The organism is Variovorax sp. W1I1 (genome assembly GCF_030815625.1).
GTDB lineage: Bacteria > Pseudomonadota > Gammaproteobacteria > Burkholderiales > Burkholderiaceae_C > Variovorax > Variovorax paradoxus_C.
The window spans coordinates 6,308,294-6,325,518 of record NZ_JAUSWZ010000001.1; the positions used below are offsets into that span (position 1 = coordinate 6,308,294).

At 67.9% G+C, this 17,225-nt stretch carries 18 protein-coding genes and 1 pseudogene; 7 read left to right on the top strand and 12 right to left on the bottom strand.

Going from position 1 to position 17,225, the window contains the following annotated elements; translation table 11 throughout:
• Positions 1–173 precede the first annotated feature (173 nt).
• Positions 174–563, top strand: coding sequence for a helicase SNF2 (locus QFZ83_RS29380; protein ID WP_306882900.1), 390 nt, complete (start codon positions 174–176; stop codon positions 561–563).
• 81 nt (positions 564–644) lie between these two features.
• Positions 645–1,241, top strand: coding sequence for a hypothetical protein (locus tag QFZ83_RS29385; protein WP_306882901.1), 597 nt, complete (start codon positions 645–647; stop codon positions 1,239–1,241).
• Positions 1,242–1,247: 6 nt separating this feature from the next.
• Here the strand turns inward: QFZ83_RS29385 and QFZ83_RS29390 are convergent, their stop codons facing one another.
• Positions 1,248–1,706: a CopD family protein gene (locus QFZ83_RS29390; RefSeq protein WP_306882902.1), complete on the bottom strand. Its 459-nt coding sequence runs from the start codon at positions 1,704–1,706 to the stop codon at positions 1,248–1,250.
• A gap of 97 nt (positions 1,707–1,803) precedes the next feature.
• On the opposite strand from QFZ83_RS29390, the gene QFZ83_RS29395 reads away from it, so the two are divergent.
• Positions 1,804–2,634 carry an oxaloacetate decarboxylase gene (locus QFZ83_RS29395; RefSeq protein ID WP_306882903.1) on the top strand — a complete coding sequence of 277 codons (831 nt, stop codon included), beginning with the start codon at positions 1,804–1,806 and terminating at the stop codon, positions 2,632–2,634.
• Between the two features lie 16 nt (positions 2,635–2,650).
• A complete protein-coding gene (locus QFZ83_RS29400) occupies positions 2,651–3,229 on the top strand; it encodes a uracil-DNA glycosylase family protein (protein ID WP_306882904.1) in 579 nt (192 codons plus the stop codon).
• On the opposite strand, the gene QFZ83_RS29405 is transcribed toward QFZ83_RS29400, so the two are convergent.
• Together QFZ83_RS29405 and QFZ83_RS29410 are read right to left on the bottom strand one after the other, a co-directional pair.
• A complete protein-coding gene (locus QFZ83_RS29405) occupies positions 3,230–4,921 on the bottom strand; it encodes a hypothetical protein (RefSeq protein WP_307511903.1) in 1,692 nt (563 codons plus the stop codon). It lies immediately after the preceding gene.
• A gap of 67 nt (positions 4,922–4,988) precedes the next feature.
• Entirely contained in the window at positions 4,989–5,183 is a 195-nt protein-coding gene (locus QFZ83_RS29410) for a DUF1127 domain-containing protein (RefSeq protein WP_306882906.1), read from the bottom strand.
• 90 nt (positions 5,184–5,273) lie between these two features.
• Here QFZ83_RS29410 and QFZ83_RS29415 point away from each other — a divergent pair, with 90 nt between their 5' ends.
• Positions 5,274–6,164, top strand: coding sequence for a LysR family transcriptional regulator (locus QFZ83_RS29415; protein WP_306882907.1), 891 nt, complete (start codon positions 5,274–5,276; stop codon positions 6,162–6,164).
• Here the strand turns inward: QFZ83_RS29415 and QFZ83_RS29420 are convergent.
• The 3 genes and pseudogenes from QFZ83_RS29420 to QFZ83_RS29430 form a co-directional block, all read right to left on the bottom strand.
• A complete protein-coding gene (locus QFZ83_RS29420) occupies positions 6,155–7,192 on the bottom strand; it encodes an aliphatic amidase (RefSeq protein WP_307511905.1) in 1,038 nt (345 codons plus the stop codon). The genes QFZ83_RS29415 and QFZ83_RS29420 overlap by 10 nt on opposite strands.
• 195 nt (positions 7,193–7,387) lie before the next feature.
• On the bottom strand, positions 7,388–7,888 hold the full coding sequence (locus QFZ83_RS29425; protein ID WP_307511908.1) for a hypothetical protein: 501 nt from the start codon (positions 7,886–7,888) through the stop codon (positions 7,388–7,390).
• Positions 7,885–8,837, bottom strand: a pseudogene (locus QFZ83_RS29430) (LysR family transcriptional regulator). The gene QFZ83_RS29425 and the pseudogene QFZ83_RS29430 overlap by 4 nt, the downstream one beginning before the upstream one ends.
• 94 nt (positions 8,838–8,931) lie before the next feature.
• Between QFZ83_RS29430 and QFZ83_RS29435 the strand changes: the two are divergent.
• Entirely contained in the window at positions 8,932–9,930 is a 999-nt protein-coding gene (locus QFZ83_RS29435) for an NAD-dependent epimerase/dehydratase family protein (protein WP_307511910.1), read from the top strand.
• Here the strand turns inward: QFZ83_RS29435 and QFZ83_RS29440 are convergent, their stop codons facing one another.
• From QFZ83_RS29440 to QFZ83_RS29460, 5 genes are read right to left on the bottom strand one after another with little or no spacing between them, the layout of a single operon-like run.
• A complete protein-coding gene (locus QFZ83_RS29440; RefSeq protein WP_306882912.1) occupies positions 9,931–10,875 on the bottom strand; it encodes a glutaminase in 945 nt (314 codons plus the stop codon).
• Complete coding sequence (locus tag QFZ83_RS29445) at positions 10,872–11,780, bottom strand: DMT family transporter (RefSeq protein WP_306882913.1); 909 nt, start codon at positions 11,778–11,780, stop codon at positions 10,872–10,874. Before QFZ83_RS29445 ends, QFZ83_RS29440 begins: the two co-directional genes overlap by 4 nt.
• A gap of 34 nt (positions 11,781–11,814) precedes the next feature.
• Complete coding sequence (locus QFZ83_RS29450; RefSeq protein WP_306882934.1) at positions 11,815–12,327, bottom strand: BON domain-containing protein; 513 nt, start codon at positions 12,325–12,327, stop codon at positions 11,815–11,817.
• Complete coding sequence (locus tag QFZ83_RS29455) at positions 12,327–12,836, bottom strand: flavin reductase family protein (RefSeq protein ID WP_013538620.1); 510 nt, start codon at positions 12,834–12,836, stop codon at positions 12,327–12,329. Before QFZ83_RS29455 ends, QFZ83_RS29450 begins: the two co-directional genes overlap by 1 nt.
• 41 nt (positions 12,837–12,877) lie before the next feature.
• Positions 12,878–13,819, bottom strand: coding sequence for a LysR family transcriptional regulator (locus QFZ83_RS29460; protein ID WP_306882914.1), 942 nt, complete (start codon positions 13,817–13,819; stop codon positions 12,878–12,880).
• A gap of 110 nt (positions 13,820–13,929) precedes the next feature.
• Between QFZ83_RS29460 and QFZ83_RS29465 the strand changes: the two genes are divergently transcribed.
• Positions 13,930–15,921 (top strand): alkyl/aryl-sulfatase, encoded by a 1,992-nt coding sequence (locus QFZ83_RS29465; RefSeq protein ID WP_306882915.1) that lies wholly within the window; start codon positions 13,930–13,932, stop codon positions 15,919–15,921.
• 7 nt (positions 15,922–15,928) lie between these two features.
• Here the strand turns inward: QFZ83_RS29465 and QFZ83_RS29470 are convergent, their stop codons facing one another.
• Positions 15,929–17,158: a nucleoside recognition domain-containing protein gene (locus tag QFZ83_RS29470; protein ID WP_306882916.1), complete on the bottom strand. Its 1,230-nt coding sequence runs from the start codon at positions 17,156–17,158 to the stop codon at positions 15,929–15,931.
• Between the last annotated feature and the right edge of the window lie 67 nt (positions 17,159–17,225).

Here is a 17,225-nt window from a genome sequence, read left to right on the forward strand (position 1 = left end):
GTGTCCAGCTGGCGAGGCGCACACACGCGCATGCAAAACGGCCTGGATCTCGACACATCGCAGATACAGCCTGCCGATGTAATTCATTCATCGCCACACGGCATCCCGACGTAGCGATGAATGTCCGATAGATCACTGACTCACTCAACTCACTTCCTTTGAAAGATATCGCCATGAAGACCACCAAGCTCCTCCTCGCCGCCGCTGCTGCTACTGCCCTTTCCGCTTTCGCCGCTGGCGCGAGTGCCGAGGAATACCAAGGCGTGCTGCAGTTCCAGTCGACCGCCAGCCGCGCCGCCGTGCGCGCCGATGCGGTCGTTGCAGCCCACAGCGCCGACCAGTACGCCGAGGGCGCATCAAGCGGCGTGCCCGTCGCCATCGCGAGCGCGACCGATCGCGCCACGGTGCGCACGCAGGCCGTGGCCGCCGCCCGCGCCGGCGACCTGTACGCCGAAGCCGCATCGTCTGGCACCGTGCCGCGCTTGTCGAGCACGCTGGACCGCGCCACCGTTCGCGCGCAGGCCGTGGCCGTGGCGCACGGCATCGGCGCACTCGGGCTGTAAGTCAATTGGCCACGTTGTGTCTCCATGCAGAATCGGGCGCGCGTCCCCAGAGGCGCGTTCGATTCACCAGGGAGATCACCAATGACCAGCCACCCGTTCGCCGCGCGCATTGCCGCGCGGCTTTCCTTTGCCGTGGGCACTGCCGCACTGCTCGCCGCTTGCGGGACGCGCCAGCCGGCGCCCCCCGAACCCCCGCCGCCTGAAGCCACCGCGCGCAACAGCGTGGTCATGCCCGCTGTCACTTATGGCGCCACCGCCAAGGGCATCCAGCTGAAAAAGGAAGACGACGCGTGCGACGTCCCCGCGTCGCTCAAGCAGGCTGTGCAAGACCAGTTGCTCGAACCCTACGAATACCTGCTTGCGCCGCCGCCGACTGCCAACGCCGAGGGTGCGCCGGTTCTCAAGGTCGAGATCACCGACCTCTTGGCCAACGCAGGCGGCCTCTACGGCGGTCCGAAGATCGTGCAGTTGCGCGGCACGCTCGAGCGCAAGGGCGAGGCGCCCGCGCGCTTCACCGCCGAGCGCCAGATGTTCATCTACTTCGGCATGCCGCGCAGCACCTGCAGCATGGTCGGCGTCGTGACCTATGCGCTGGGCGAGGACATCGCCAAGTGGCTGCAGAAGCCTGTCGATGGCGCCTTGCTCGGTGAACTGAGCACCACTGCCGGGAAGCGCTGACGGGCTCTAGCCTGCGCGCCCGATGGTCGCAACGGCGAACACCACCACGCCGAGCGCAAGGTTCAGGCTCACCAGCTTGCGCACCGTGTTGAGCCGCGCGGCCGCCACCGGCCACGCGCTCTCTTCGACCGCGCGGCGCAGCGCCTTGAACACCGAGGCGCGGATGTAGACATAGATGCCGGTCATCACGATGGCGATGCTCATCATTGCCTCGATGCGCCAATGCACGCTGCGGAAGCCACCCGCGAGCAGGATCATCGAAACCCCGCTCACGAACAGCAACGTCACGGAAGCGTCCACGCCGACAAAGAAGCGCCGCAGCGCCGCGGCCATGGTGCGCAGGCGCAGCGGTGGCTCCAGCGTGGCGACGGCGGCGGGGCGCACCGCGAAGTGCATCGTGGCCATGCCGCCGACCCAGAAGGCGGCAGCGACGAGGTGAAGGAAAAGCAGGATGGCGTAGGGCATTGGGGGCCGATCAGAACACCGAACGCCGTGGGCGCGCAATGTCTGCCTCGTTGCGTTAAAAACCATCCTCCGGACAAAGCAGAAAGATGAGGCCCCCATGACCCGCACCATCGCCCAGAAACGCGCCGACTTCCGCGCGCTCCACGAACAGGGCTGCTTCGTCATCCCCAACCCCTGGGACACCGGCAGCGCGCGGTACCTGCAGGGCCTGGGCTTCAAGGCGCTGGCCACCACCAGCTCGGGCCACGCATGGTCGCAGGGCTTTGCCGACGGGGCGCAATCGCGGGATGTCGTGCTCGCGCACCTTCGCGACATCGTGGCGGCGACCGACCTGCCCGTGAACGCCGACTTCGAGAACGGCTTCGCATCCGACGCGCAAGGCGTGGCCGAGAGCGTGCGGCTCGCGGTCGAAACCGGCGTGGCGGGCCTGTCGATCGAGGACTCGACGGGCGACGCAGCGAATCCGCTCTTTCCCATCGACGTTGCGGTCGAGCGCCTGCGCGCCGCGCGCAAGGCCATCGATGCGGCGGGCGGCGACACCTTGCTCGTGGGCCGCGCCGAGAACTTCTTCGCGGGCCGGCCCGACCTGGACGACACCATCGCGCGGCTCAAGGCCTATGCGGAGGCCGGGGCCGATTGCCTCTATGCACCGGGCATCAAAACGCGCGAGCAGATCGCCGCCGTGGTCGCGGCCGTGGCACCGAAGCCCGTCAACCTGCTGGTCGGCGGGGTGAGCGAACTCACGATGAAGGACATTGCCGAACTCGGCGTGCGCCGTGTCAGCGTGGGCGGCGGGCTCGCGCGCGCGGCATGGGGCGGCTTCGATCGCGCCGCGCGCTCGCTCGCCGAACACGGACGCTTCGACGGCTTCGAGGGGGCCGCCGCGGGTGCGGATCTCAATGGATTCTTCGGCCGTTTTTCCAGTTAGCGGACCGGCCGGCGCCATGGACGCGCTGCTCACGGAAATCCGCGATTGCCGCGCCTGCGCCGCGCACCTGCCGCTCGGGCCGCGTCCCGTCGTGCAGACCAGCGCCACGGCGCGCCTGCTGCTCGTCGGCCAGGCGCCGAGCATGACGGTGCACACCACCGGTGTGCCCTGGAACGACAAGAGCGGCGAGCAACTGCGCCGCTGGCTCGGCATCGACCGCGAGGTGTTCTACGACGCCACGCGCGTCGCGCTCATGCCGATGGGTTTCTGCTACCCCGGCCGCGGTACCAGCGGCGACCTGCCGCCGCGCAGGGAGTGCGCTGAGCTCTGGCAGGCGCGACTGCTCGCAGAGATGAAGCAGGTCGAGCTCACGCTGCTGATCGGCCAGTACGCGCAGCGCCATTTTCTGGGCGCGGCCCGCAAGGCCGGCGTGACCGAAACCGTCCAGGCCTTTGCGGAATACGGGCCCCGCTTCATTCCGCTGCCGCATCCGTCGCCGCGCAACACCGGCTGGTTCAAGCACCACCCGTGGTTCGAGAGCGATGTGCTGCCGGTGCTGCGCGAGCGCGTGCGGCAGGCGCTCACGCAGCGCTGATCAACGGGCTGTGCGACCCACGGCCTTCTTGCGCGCTGCGGGGCGCCGCGGCGGCTTCGACTCCAGCACCAGCTCCGCGGGCAGCGTGTCGTTCCACGATTCGGTGAAGTAGGCGCGATCGCTCGGCACGAGCTGAGGCAGGGCTTCGCGCAATACGCCCAGCGACTGCTCGGCTGCTTTGAGGTCGCCCGCATGCGCGGCATACCAGGCGTGCTCGAACAGAAGGCTGCAGTGCTGCAGGCCCGGGTAGCGCCGCCGCCCGGCCTGGTGATCGGCCAGCCGCGCCTGCGCCACATCGACCCAGCGTGCCGGCCAATGCGTGGCATCGAAGGCATCGGCCAACGGCCCCGCGAGCCTGGAGATCGCCGCCGGGTCCAGCGGCTTCTGCATGCGGAATTGCGCGAGGGTGGGTTGCTCGTCGGGCCGGCAATGGCCGCGCGCGATGCGCATCAGGTAGATCGCGTTCCATGCCGAGCGCCCTTGCCCGTCGGTATGGCCGCAAAGCCATTCGCTGAAGGCGATCCACTGCACCGCGCGTCGCGTGGTGTCGGCGTGGCCATCGTGCGCGAGCGCGGGAAGATCGGAGAGCCCGACGCGATCGAACAGCCACGCGGCCATGCCCATGTTGGCGGCCACGTGCTGCGCTGCGTCGAACGAATGCGATTCGAAGGCCGCGGCCAGCGCCTCGCCGAAGCGCTGCAGCGACTCTTCGGCGAGTGCGGCGGCGGCCGGCTTGTCGTCGGCCGCAAGGCCGAGCGCGCGCGAGCGGCACACCAGTGCCCAGAGGTTGCACCACTCGAAGCGCACGTCGGGGTGATGCCGAAGCACCAGCCCGCGCGCCGCGTCTTCGGCCATGCCGCTCAAGAGCGATTGCGCGAGCGGCAGATCGCGCGCCGTGTAGGCGCACCACGCCGAGACGATGCACTCCATCGCGCCCAGGTAGTCGTTGCCCGCCACGTGATGCGCCAGGCGCTGCTTCTTGAGCGCAAGCAGCCGCCGACGTGCCTGCTCGTTGTCGCCAAGCCGGCGCCACAGCATCGCTTCGTTGAGGGTGACCAGCGCGCGCTGGAAATCGGTGGCGGCCAGCGTGCCGGCCAGGCGGATCGACTCCAGCGCGCTGACTGGCAACCCGGTCGCGCCGCTGTCCGCCATGGGTGCCACCGGCGTCATGAGCCGGCCCTGCCGCGCGGCCTGTTGCGACGCGACCAGCTGCTTCCAGAACGCGGCGTCCTGCAGATGCACCGCATCGGGCGGTGGCGAGCCGGGTTCCGCCGCGCGGCGCTTGCGCGAGCGCAGACCGAGAAAGGAGGCCACCTCCGCGGCGGTGGCCGCGCGGCCCTCCACCAGCACGCGCAGGCGCTTCGCCTCGGCGGCCGGCAGCCAGAACGGTCCCTGGCTGCGCCGCTCGGCATTGAGGAAGCGCGGCTCGCGCTGCGTGTCTTCGCCCCAGCCGACTTCGATGTTCCAGGCCTTGAAGTCGCGGAAGGCGCGGCTCACGACCATGCGCAGCGTGCTCGCATCGGAGACTTCGCCGCGCAAATCGGCCAGTCGCACGAGGCCGCCCTCGGCATCGTGCGCGTGCTGCATGCGCACCAGCAGCCAGAGCGACTGGAAGGCCGCGCGCTTGTCGTTGACCGACTGCGGCGAGGTGAGTTCGATGGAGAGCGGGGCGGGTGTCTTGAGTTGGGGCACGCCCGGATTGAACCTCAAATTCAGGGGCGAAGGCTGAAGGCCGACGCCGCTTCCTTCGCTTCTTTCTTCAGTACCGGTTGCGGTCGATCAGCTCGCGCACTTCGCTGCGGCCGATGCCCAGGTCGCGCAGCTCATGGTCGCTCATGCCGGTCAGGTGCCGTGAATCGGCGCGGCTGCGTCGGCGCTGTGCGGCGCGGCGGCGCCAGTCGTGCAGTGCATGCATCAGGCGTTGATGAAAGATCGAGGGCTTCGGCGCTGTCACGGTGGGCTCCTTGGTGGGGAGCGCTCATCTTCAGCCGCTGCGTGCTATTGTGGAAGTTGAGATTCCTGAACCACACAATCAGTATTCCTGATGCGACAGCTCAACCTCGATCAACTGCGAACGCTCATCGCCATTGCCGATCTCGGCACTTTCTCCGCAGCCGCCAAGGCGTTGCACTTGGCGCAACCCACGGTGAGCCTGCACATCAGCGAACTCGAGTCGCGCCTCGGTGCGCAGCTGGTGGTGCGCGGCAGCCGCAACGTCACGCCCACGCCCGCCGGCGCGGCGCTGGTGGAGCGCGGGCGAAAGCTGCTGCGCGACACCGACGAGGCCATCGATGCCGTCAAGCGCCAGGCCGAAGGCCGAACAGGCCGCGTGCGGCTCGGTGCGTCCACCGGCGTGGTGGTCGACCTGCTGCCGCAGGTGCTCGAAGCGCTGGGAGGAGGGTATTCGGGCATCGACGTCGAGGTCAGCATCCTCGGTTCCTACGAGGCGATGTCGCGTTTGGCCGCGGGCACGCTCGACATCGGTCTGGTCGCGATGCCGCAGCCACCGGTGCGAGACCTGGTCGTCACGCCGTGGCGCGAGCAGCCGATGATGGCTTTTGTGCCGCGGCACTGGAAAGCGCCCAAACGCGTCACGCCGGCCTGGTTGGCCAAGCAGCCGTTGATCTTCAACGACGCCACCACCCACATGTACAGGCTCGCGATGGAATGGTTTGCCAGCGCGGGTTTCGCGCCGCGCGCACGCATCGAGCTGAACTACGACGCTGCGATCCGCAACCTGGTGGCCGCGGGCTACGGCGCCGCACTGCTGCCCGCGGAGCAGGCCGCCAATGGGGCGCCCGATGAGCGTGTGCAGATCCTGCCGCTGGTGCCCAGGCTCACCCGTTGGCAAGCCATCGCCCATCGGCAGCATGCCGAGCTCGATGGCGCCACGCAAAGCGTGCTGAAGGTGCTGACGACGTTCCGTCAGCTCTGATTGCCAGCTTCATTCGGAAGCCCCTCGATCGGACACTCGGCCGTGCCGATCGTGCGGCGCGTGAACGACTCCACCTGTTCGCGCGCGCCCTTGGGGTCGTTGATCCACTGTTTGTAGAAATCGAAGGGGCAGTCCGCCACGCCCTTGTCGCCGTCGCCCGAGTTGATGACGCCGGTGTAGCCGCGGTGCATGAGCTTGAAGAGATGGTTCTGCGACTGCCCGTTCCTGCGTGCATCGCGGATCAGGCTCATCGAGAGTTCGGCGTAGTTGATGCCCATCTCTTCCTCGCCGCATTCGCCCAACGTGCGGCCGTCGAAGCCGATGAGCGCCGAGTGCCCGAAGTACGAGTACACGCCGTCGAAGCCCGCCGCGTTGGCCACCGCCACGTAGGTGTTGTTCATGAAGGCCATCGCCTTGGACACCAGGATCTGCTGCTCCTTGGCCGGGTACATGTAGCCCTGGCAGCGGATGACGAGCTCGGCGCCGCGCATCGTGCAGTCGCGCCAGATCTCGGGGTAGTTGCCGTCGTCGCAGACGATGAGGCTCACCTTCATGCCCTTGGGCCCGTCGCTCACGTAGGTGCGGTCGCCCGGGTACCAGCCCTCGATGGGCACCCACGGCATGATCTTTCGGTACTTCTGGACGATCTCGCCCTCGTTGTTCATGAGGATCAGCGTGTTGTAGGGCGCCTTGTCCGGGTGCTGCTCGTGGCGCTCGCCGGTCAGCGAGAACACGCCCCACACGTTGGCGCGGCGGCAGGCGTCCGCGAAGATCGCGGTCTCCTCGCCGGGCACGGTGGCGGCGGTGTCGTACATCTCCTTGGTGTCGTACATGATCCCGTGCGTGGAGTACTCGGGAAAGATCACCAGGTCCATGCCGGGCAGGCCCCGCTTCATGCCGACCAGCATCTCGCCGATCTTGCGGGCGTTGTCCAGCACCTCGGCCTTGGTGTGAAGGCGGGGCATCTTGTAGTTGACGACCGCGACGCCCACGCAATCGCTGCTGCTCGAAATATCACCATGTCGCATGACGCTGCTCCTGAAATCCTGATGGATGGTTGAGAAAACAAAAAGGCCCGGCCGGTGTTCAACCGGGTCGGGCCTGCTTTGTCTTGCGTCTTGAAATGGATTCGTGTCGTCGGAGCCGATTGTTCTCAACTCACCGCGGGCTGCCCATACGTCATTTCGCTGATTGCGGGCTGCGGCGGACGGGCGGGCAATCGCTCAGCGCGGGCGAGCGAAGTCGGCTTCGATCCAGGCGGTGGCGCTGCCCGAGGTGAGCTTGAAGGCCGGCGAGACATTCACGCTCGCCAGCTCGCTGTCGTCTTCGTCATCGTGTGCGCTCAGCGTGGCCGAGGGGTTGTCCTCGTCGGGCACGATGGCCAGCGCCACGCGAATGCGCCGACCGTCGCGCGCCGTCACCGTCACGCTCTTGTTGAGCGTGGCGTGCAGCTGCTGCTCGTGGCGGCGGATCACCTCGGCGGCGGTCTTCACCAGCGTGGAGAACGCGGGGCCGTCCATGGGCTTGGGATTCTTCTTGTCGCGGCCCATGGTCCAGGGGCCGACCAGCGCGGGCTCGGGGTCGCCGTCGCGGGTCATTTCGACGGCCCAGCCGTCGTCTTCCTCGTTCTTGATGATGCGGGCGGTCCAGCCTCTGTCTTGCCAGAAGCGGTCTTGCTGGAGGGCGGGGGTGTCGGGGTTTGCGGAGTCGATGGGTTCGGTCATTCGGAGGCTTGTGTTCGTGCGCGGCCTATTTTCCCCCTTGTCCCTTGCACGGGCGGATCGATGTAGGCCTGCAGTCCGGCGACCAGCGCATCGAAGGCCACGCGGCAGCGCGGACTGTTGCGCAGGTCTTCATGCATCGTGATCCAGGTCTCCAGCGTCATCGAGAAAGCGCGCGGCATCAGGCGCACCAGCGCGGCGTCGCGCCGGGCGAGACCAACCTGGCAAATGCCGATGCCCACACCGGCGCGGATCAGCGCCAGTTGCGCGAGGTCGCTGTCGGTGCGCAGCGAGAAAGCGTCGCGGCCGTAGCCCGGCAGCGCCTTGCCCGCATTGCGCACGAACGCCGAAGGCTGGTCGTAGCCGATGACGGCGTGCACCGCAAGGTCTTCCATCTTGCGCGGCGTGCCGTGGCGGGCCAGGTAGTCCTTTTGCGCATGAAAGCCCAGTTCGATCTGCCCGACGCGGCGCGCGACCAGCTGTTCCTGCTTCGGGCGGACCATGCGCACGGCGATGTCGGCCTCGCGCCGCAGCAGGTCCTGCACGCGGTTGGTCAGCACCAGCCGACTTTCAACGCCGGGTGCGCCTCGCGCAGCCGCGCGACGATGGGCGGCAGCACCTCGACGCCGATCACTTCGCTGGCGGAGATGCGCACGACGCCCCGGATCTTTCCTCCTTCTTCGCCCTGGCTCGTGGCAGCGCGCTCCAGCGAAGCGGCGGTGCTCTCCATTGCTTCGGCGTGGCCTTGCAATGCAAGCGCCACCTCGGTGGGCATCAGCCCCACCTGCGATCGCGTGAACAGCACCACGCCGAGCGCCGCCTCAAGCGCGGCGACATGGCGGCCGACCGTCGGCTGCGTGATGCCCAGCGCACGCGCCGCGCCGGAGAGCGAGCCTTCCCGCAGGACGCCGAGGAACGAGCGGTACAGCTCCCAGCCGATGTTCGAAGTCATACGCAAATGTATAGCTGCTGTCTCATGTTCGGCAATTCCAATGGAACAGTCATCGACCCAGAATTGGCCCATCGACAACGTTTCTGGAGCATTCATGGCACACGACAACAACACGGTTCTGGTTCTGGGCGCGACAGGCGGCATCGGCGGCGAGGTCACTCGGCAGCTCCGCCAGGCGGGATGGACGGTGCGGGCGCTCCGGCGCGGCATGGCGCAGCCCATGAAGCAGGAGGACGGCATCACCTGGCTGCGCGGCGACGCGATGAACCGGCAGGCCGTCATGGACGCCGCAAAGGGTTGCTCGGTCATCGTGCATGCGGTCAACCCGCCCGGCTACCGCAACTGGGCGCAACTGGTGCTGCCGATGCTGGACAACACCATCGCCGCCGCAAAGGCCGAAGGTGCGACCATCGTGCTGCCCGGCACGGTCTACAACTTCGGCCCCGATGCGTTCTCCGGACTGGTTCGCGAAGACGCGCCGCAGAAGCCCGTCACCCGCAAGGGCGCCATCCGGGTCGAACTGGAACGGCGCCTCGAAGCCGCCAGCCGCAACGGCGCCCGTGTGCTGATCGTGCGCGCCGGTGATTTCTTCGGACCGAAGGCCGGCAACAACTGGTTCTCACAAGGGCTGGTGAAGGCGGGGCTGCCGGTCAAGGCTGTGAGCTACCCAAGCAGTGCGGGCACGGCGCATCAATGGTCGTATCTGCCGGATGTCGCCCGCACCATGGTCGTGTTGCTGGCGCGGCGCGACAGGCTTGAACCTTTTGCCCGCTTCCACATGGCGGGCCATCGCGACATCGACGGCACTCAGATGAGCAACGCCATCCGCAAGGTGGTGGCGCGCCGCACCGGCACCACGCCGCGCGTGACGGCCTTCCCGTGGTGGCTGCTGGCGCTGGCTTCGCCCTTCGTCACCACCTTGCGCGAAATGCGCGAGATGCGCTACCTCTGGCAGACACCGGTGCTGATGGACAACGCAAAGCTGGTGGCCTTCCTCGGGCACGAGCCGCACACGCCGCTGGAAGAAGCGGTCGAAGCGTCGCTGGAAAGCATGGGCTGCCTCGGCACGGCGTTGGCGCCCGCGGCCGCCTGATCAGAAGACCGAGAGCCCCGTGCGCGTCACGAACAGCTCCAGCGCCTTCATGCCTAGCAGCGAATTGCCCGTCGCGTCCAGCGCCGGCGACCAGACGCAGAGCGTGAGCTTGTCGGGCACGACCGCCACGATGCCGCCACCCACGCCGCTCTTGCACGGCAGCCCGATGGAGAACGCCACGTCGCCCGCGGCGTCGTAGGTGCCGCAGGTCAGCATCAGCGCGTTGATGCGCCGGGTCTGCCGCTCGCCGGTGATCTCGGGCTCGCCATCGATCGGATGCGCGCCGTCGCGACAAAGGAAGGCGGCGGCGCGCGCGAGCTGGCGGCAGCTCATGCGCAGCGAACACTGGTGGAAGTAGGTGTCGAGCACCGTGCCCACATCGTTGTCGATCTTGCCGAAGCTCTTCATGAAATTCGCGAGCGCCACGTTGCGAAAGCCCGTGTCGGCCTCGGACTTCGCCACCTCTTCGTCGAACGCAATCGGCTCGCCGCACAAGCCGCCCATCAGCGCGAGGATGTCGGCCTTCGCGCTGCCGCCATTGGCCGCCGCCTGGCTCACCAGCCGGTCGGCCACCGCGATCGCGCCTGCATTGATGAACGGATTGCGCGGCTTGCCCTGTTCGTTCTCCAGCTGCACCAGCGAATTGAACGGATTGCCCGAGGGCTCGCGCCCGATGCGCTCCCACAGCGCGTCGCCCATGCGCTGCATCGCGAGCGTCAGCGTGAAGAGCTTGGAGACGCTCTGGATCGAGAACGGCACCTCGCCGTCGCCCGCGAAGGCTTCTTCGCCCTCGCAGGTGCGCAGCGCAATGCCGAACTGCCGCGAATCGACCCGCGCGAGCGCCGGGATGTAGCTCGCCACGGTGCCCGCTTGGCCGAGTTCGGGGCGCAGGGTGGCGACGATGTCGTCGAGCACGTGCTGGAAGTTCATCAGGGCTGCGCTCATACCGTGCGTTGCACCGCGGGGCGCCGGTTCACCAGCACGATGCCGAGCGCGACGCCTGCGAGCGCCACCATCAGCTGCAGCGTCAGCGGCTCCTTCAGCAGGACCACGCCGAACACCAGTGCGAACAGCGGCGTGAGAAAGGTGAAGGAAGACATCTGCGTCGCCGGGTAGTGCCGCAGCAACCACATCCAGGTGAGGTAGCTCGCGAACGCGCCGATCACGGTCTGCAGGCCGATCGAGGTCCAGGCCCAGCTGGAGTACGAAAAGCGCCAGGTCTCGCCCAGCGCGAGCGACAGCACCGGGCACACCGCCGCGGTCACCGCCACCTGGTAGAAGAGCGTCTTCTCCGCACTGGCGGTGGCGAGCTTCGTGGTGCGCAGCGTCAGCGTGGTCAGGCCCCAGAGCATGCCGGCCGCCAGACCCATCGCATCGCCGATGAGCTGCGACGAACTCATGTGGCCGAAGCCTTCGCTGAATGCGAGCACCACGCCCGAGAACGCGATGAAGAGCCCGAGCCATTGAAAGCCGCGCAGGCGTTCGGCGGGCACCCAGCGCGGCAGCAGCAGCGAGACCCAGAACGGCGCGGTGTACAGGAACACGGTGAGCCGCGAGGCGCTGGTGTGCTGCAGGCCGAGGTAGATGCCGGCGAACTCGCCCGCGAAGAGCGCACCGGCCAGCAGGCCGGGCCACAGCGTGCCGTCGCGGTTGAACAGCGGCACGCCGCGCGAGGCGCACCAAAGCCACAGGAGCACGGTGGCGCCCACCATGCGGATCGAGGCCTGCCACATGGGCGGCACTTCGGTCACGGTGGTCTTGATGAGGATCTGCTGCAGGCCCCAGAACGCGCAGCACGCGATGAGAAGGCCGATGGCGAGGGAGTCGAGGTGGGTCTTGCGCTGGATCATTCGTCGTCTGGTTGTCGTTGTTCGCTTCGTTCATTCATCGGCCGGCCACCGGATACGGCGGCTTGCCCCGCGTACCGATCATCAGGTCGGGCACCAGCGTCTCCACGTCGGGCACCGCACGCGCTGCGCGTTCGAGCCGCTTGGCCAACTCGGGCGTCGGCACGCAGCCCTGCAGATAGACCCAGCGGCGCTGGACCATCACCCAGACGCTGCCGGTGCGCACGCCCGGCACGGCCGACAGCGCGGCGCGCACCTTGGGCGCGAGGGGCTTGTCGTAGCGGTAGGCGTTGCTGTCGGCGCACTTGCCGGCGAGCCAGCAACTGGTGCCGCGCTCCAGGCGCGAGTGGGTCTGGATGCGCCGTTCCTCGGCGGTATAGAAGGGGCCTTCGGGCACGGCGCAGGCCGCAAGGCCGGCGGACACCTGGAAGAACGGGTCGTCGAACCAGTTCTGCTTGGGCGCCGTTCCCGCTGCGTCCTGTGCCTGCTGCTGCGCTACCGCGGTCTGCGCGGCCAGCAGCAGGACGGGCACGAGCGCAGCGATGCGCATCACAAGGGATGTTCCGTGTAGAAACGTCCGCCGTGGAACAGCAACGGCGAGGCGCCTGCGTCGTGGGTGCAGCGCTCGACTTCGCCGACGAAGATCACGTGGTCGCCTTCGTCGTAGCGGCTGCGGTTGAAGCACTCGAAGCTCGCCGCAGCGCCGACCAGCACCGGCGCGCCGCCGATGCCCCGGGTGAATTCCACGTCGGCCCAGCGGTCGATGTTCTTGGTGGCGAAGCGCTCGGCCAGCTGCTTCTGGCTCGCGGCCAGGATGTTGACCGCGTAGTGCGAACCGGTGCTGAGCGCGGGCATCGAGCCCGCCGCGCGGGCCAGGCTCCACAGCACCAGCGGCGGCGTGAGCGACACCGAATTGAAGGAATTGGCCGTGAGGCCGACCAGCGTGCCGTCGGCCGCGCACGCGGTGACGATGGTGACGCCCGTGGCGAACATGCCGAGCGCTTCCCGGAACTCGTCGGGCGAAAAGGTGGGCGGCTGGGCCCGGCGGGGAGTGGTCACGAGGGAGGCTGGGCGGTGGTCGGCAAGAGGGCCATTTTGGCTCAGCGACCGGCGGGCCGCTTGAATGGCGCCATCAACTCTGTCACAAGGCGGGTATAGACGGTGGCGGCGGCAGAGGGCGTGCGGCCCGCGAGCGTGACCAGGCTGTAGTGCGTCTGCATGCCCGCGAAGCCGACGACCGGCAGGGGCACGAGGGCGTCCGTGTCGGTGTTCAGGGCCGGCGCGTGCAGCGCATGCGGCGCGAGGATCACCGCGTTGGCGGTGAGGGCAAGGTGGCGCAGGGTGCCTGCGTCGTCGCAGGTGACGTTGAACACGCCGCGCTCGTCGCGTCCATCGCCCCGGGTGTCGCGCTGCACATGGCGCTCGAAATGCGCGGCCACTTCAGCGGGCAGGTTCGGGCCGGCCAAGGGATAGGCCATCGCCTTTTCCAGCGTCACCTGCTTCAGCCGGCGCAGCGGGTGCTTCGGCTGCACGAAGAACGACACCGGCAGGTCGGGCAGGCGCGCGAGCTTCAGGCCGGGCTGCTTTTTCAGGTCGCGCGTGTCGGCGATGAACAAGTCCAGCTGCCGCCGGTGAAGCCGCTCGCTGAGCGTGACGGTGTCGGCCACTTCCATGCGCATGAGCAATTGCGGGTGCCGCTGCGCCATCAGCGACAGAGCCATGCGCCCGAGCGTGCTGGCCGCAAAGGGGCCGAGCCCCACGGCGAGGCTGCCGATGGACAGGCCCTCGAGCTGCAGCACGTCGCGCTGGATCTGCTGCGCATCGGCGATGAGCTCGCGGGCGCGGGCGAGCACCAGTTCACCGGCCTGCGTGAAGCGCACGGTGCCGTAGGCCCGGTCGACCAGGCGGGCCTGCAGCTTGTCTTCGAGCATGTCGATGCTGCGCGAGAACGCGGGCTGCGACAGGTGCACGGCCTGCGCGGCGCGGCCGAAGCTGCCTTGCTCGGCAAGGGCAACCAGGTGCTGGAGCTGGCGCAGCTGCATTTTGCGTTTTCCGTAAAAAGGATCAGCACATTTTGCATTTGCCAATGCTTCGGGCGGTTCGGAAAATCGCGCGCTGCTGTTCCCGCTCCACCGAAGACAAAGAGACACCGATGACCGCTTCTTCCTCCTGCTCCTCCTTTTCTTTTCCTGTGGTCCTGGTCGCACTGGCCTGCGCCTTCGGCAGCGCACACGCCTTCGCGCAGATCGCGCCCAAGCCGCCCGAAGCCGCCACGCTCAAAGCCAATGCCGACATGGCGAAGACACTGCCCTTTGCCAACCGGCAGGACTTCGAGGACGCGATGCGCGGCTTCATCGGCACGGTGCCCGATGCGCTCGTGCCCGGCGCCGGCCCGCGCCCGGCCTGGAGCATGAAGCCCTACGACTTCCTGAAGGCGAACGAGCCGGCCGACACGGTCAACCCGAGCTTGTGGCGTCAGGCGCAGCTCAACGCGATCCACGGCCTCTTCCGGGTGACCGACCGCGTCTACCAGGTGCGCGGCTTCGACATCGCGAACATGACGATCGTCGAAGGCGACACCTCGCTGATCGTCATCGACCCGCTGTTGACGGCAGAGACGGCGCGCGCCGCGCTGGCGCTGTACTACCAGCATCGCCCGAAGAAGCCGGTCGGCACGGTGATCTACACGCATGGCCATGCCGACCACTTCGGCGGCGTGAAGGGCGTGGTCGACGAGGCCGATGTCGCCGCGGGCAAGGTGCAGGTGATCGCGCCTTCGGGCTTCATGGAAACCGCGGTGGCCGAGAACATCCTCGCGGGCAACGCGATGAGCCGGCGCTCGCAATACCAGTTCGGTTCGCTGCTGCCGCCGGGCGCGCGCGGGCAGGTCGACACCGGCCTGGGCAAGGCGCTCGCGCGCGGCACCATCACGCTGATTGCGCCCACGTCCACCGTCGACAAGACGACCGAGGAGCGCATCGTCGACGGCGTGCAGGTCGTGTTCCAGCTGGTGCCGGGCTCCGAGGCGCCGTCGGAAATGCTCATGTACCTGCCGCAGTTCCGCGTGCTCAACATGGCCGAGGACGTGACGCACACCATGCACAACCTCTATACGATCCGCGGCGCCGAGGTGCGCGACGGCAACCTGTGGGCCAAGTACATCGACCAGGCGCGCGTGGCCTTCGGCGACAAGACCGATGTGCTGATCGCCCAGCACCACTGGCCGACGACGGGGCAGGGGCGCATCGCCGACCTGCTGAAGAAGCAGCGCGACATGTACAAGTTCATCAACGACCAGTCCCTGCGCCTGCTGAACCAGGGCTACACCGCGGCCGACATCGCCGAGACGCTGCGCATGCCCGCGAGCCTGGAGCAGGAATGGTCGGCGCGCGGCTACTACGGCACGCTCAGGCACAACGCCAAGGCGGTCTACCAGAAGTACCTGGGCTGGTATGACGCGAACCCCGCCAACCTGAATCCGCTGCCGCCGGTCGATTACGCGAAGAAGACGGTGCAGTACATGGGCGGCGCGGATGCGGTGGTCGCGCGGGCGCGGGATGACTTCAAGAAAGGCGAGTACCGCTGGGTGGCGAGCGCGATGAGCCAGGTCGTCTACGCCGACCCCACGAACCGCGCGGCACGCGAGCTCGGCGCCGATGCGCTCGAGCAGCTCGGCTACCAGTCAGAGGCCGGCACCTGGCGCAGCGCCTATCTTGTGGGCGCGATGGAGTTGCGCAATGGCGTGCCCAAGATCCCGGGCGGCAGCAGCTCGAATGCCGACACGCTCAAGGCGGTGAGCAACGAGCTCTTCTTCGATTTCCTCGGCGTGCGGTTCGATGCGGCCAAGGCCGAGGGCAAGACGATGGTCATCAACTGGAACTTCACCGATTCGAACCAGCAGTTCGTGCTGACGCTGGAGAACTCTGCGCTCACGCACATCGCCGGCCAGCAGCCCGGCGCCGACGCCACGGTGACGCTGAGCCGCGCCACGCTCGATGCGATCACGCTGAAGGAAACGAGCTTTCCCGCGGCCGTGCTGACGGGCAAGGTGAAGATCGACGGCGACCGCGCGAAGCTCGGGGAGCTGATGTCGATGCTCGATACCTTCGAGCCGATGTTCCCGGTGGTCGAGCCGCGGAAGTAAACCGGCCTCAGCCGAAGAACCAGTAGCACACCGAAATCGCCGCGACCACGCCCGCCAGTTCGGCCAGCAGCGCGCACGTCACCGCATGCCGCGCGCGCTGGATGCCGACCGCGCCGAAGTACACGGCCAGCACGTAGAAGGTGGTCTCGGTGCTGCCCTGGATGGTGGCGGCCACGAGCGCCGGGAAGCTGTCCACGCCCTGGCTCTTCATGGTCTCGATCAGCATCGCGCGCGCCGCGCTGCCCGAGAAGGGCTTGACCAGCGCAGTGGGCATCGCGTCGACGAAGCGCGAATCCCAGCCGCCCGCGGTCACCAGCCAGCGCAGGCCGCCGAGGATGAAGTCGAGCGCGCCCGAGGCCCGCAGCACGCCGACCGCGCACAGCATCGCGACCAGGTACGGCAGCAGGTTCTTCGCGATGTCGAAGCCTTCCTTCGCGCCTTCGATGAAGCATTCGTAGACCTTGATGCGCCGGATCGCGCCGGCCGCCAGGAACACGAGGATCACGCCGAAGAGCGCCAGGTTGCCCATCAGCGAGGAGAGCGAGGCAATCGCCGCCGCCGACAGCGTGCCCAAGAGGGCCATGAAGCCGCCCAGCAGCAGCGCGCCGGGGATCAGATAGGCGAGCACCACCGGGTCCCAGAGCCGAAGGCGCTGCGCGATGGCCACCGTGAGCAGCCCCACCAGCGTCGATGCGCTCGTGGCCAGGAGGATCGGCAGGAACACCATCGTCGGGTCGGGCGCGCCTTGTTGCGCGCGGTACATGAAGATGGTGACGGGCAGCAGCGTCAGCGATGAGGCGTTGAGTACAAGAAAGAGAATCTGCGCGTTGGTGGCGGTGACCGGGTCGGGGTTCAGCCGCTGCAATTCGCGCATCGCTTTCAAGCCGATGGGCGTGGCGGCGTTGTCCAGGCCGAGCGCATTGGCCGCGAAGTTCATCGTGATGAGGCCGAGCGCCGGATGCCCCGCGGGCACGCCCGGCATGAGCCGGCGGAACAGCGGACCGAGCAGCCGCGCGAGCCAGCCGACCAGCCCCGCCGCCTCGGCGATGCGCAGGAAACCGAGCCACAGCGTGAGCGTGCCGAAGAGCAGCACCATCACCTCGACCGCCAGCCGCGCCATCGTGAACAGGCTTTCGACCAGCGCCGCGAACACGGTCGGATCGCCGCCGACGAGCCACCGCACCAGCGCCGCGAGCGCCGCCATTCCGAAGAAACCCAGCCACAAGCCGTTGAGCACGCGTTTTTTCCTTTTTTGCCGGCGCGATCATAGGCTCCGTGCCGGCGCGCTCCGCGCTACAGTTCGG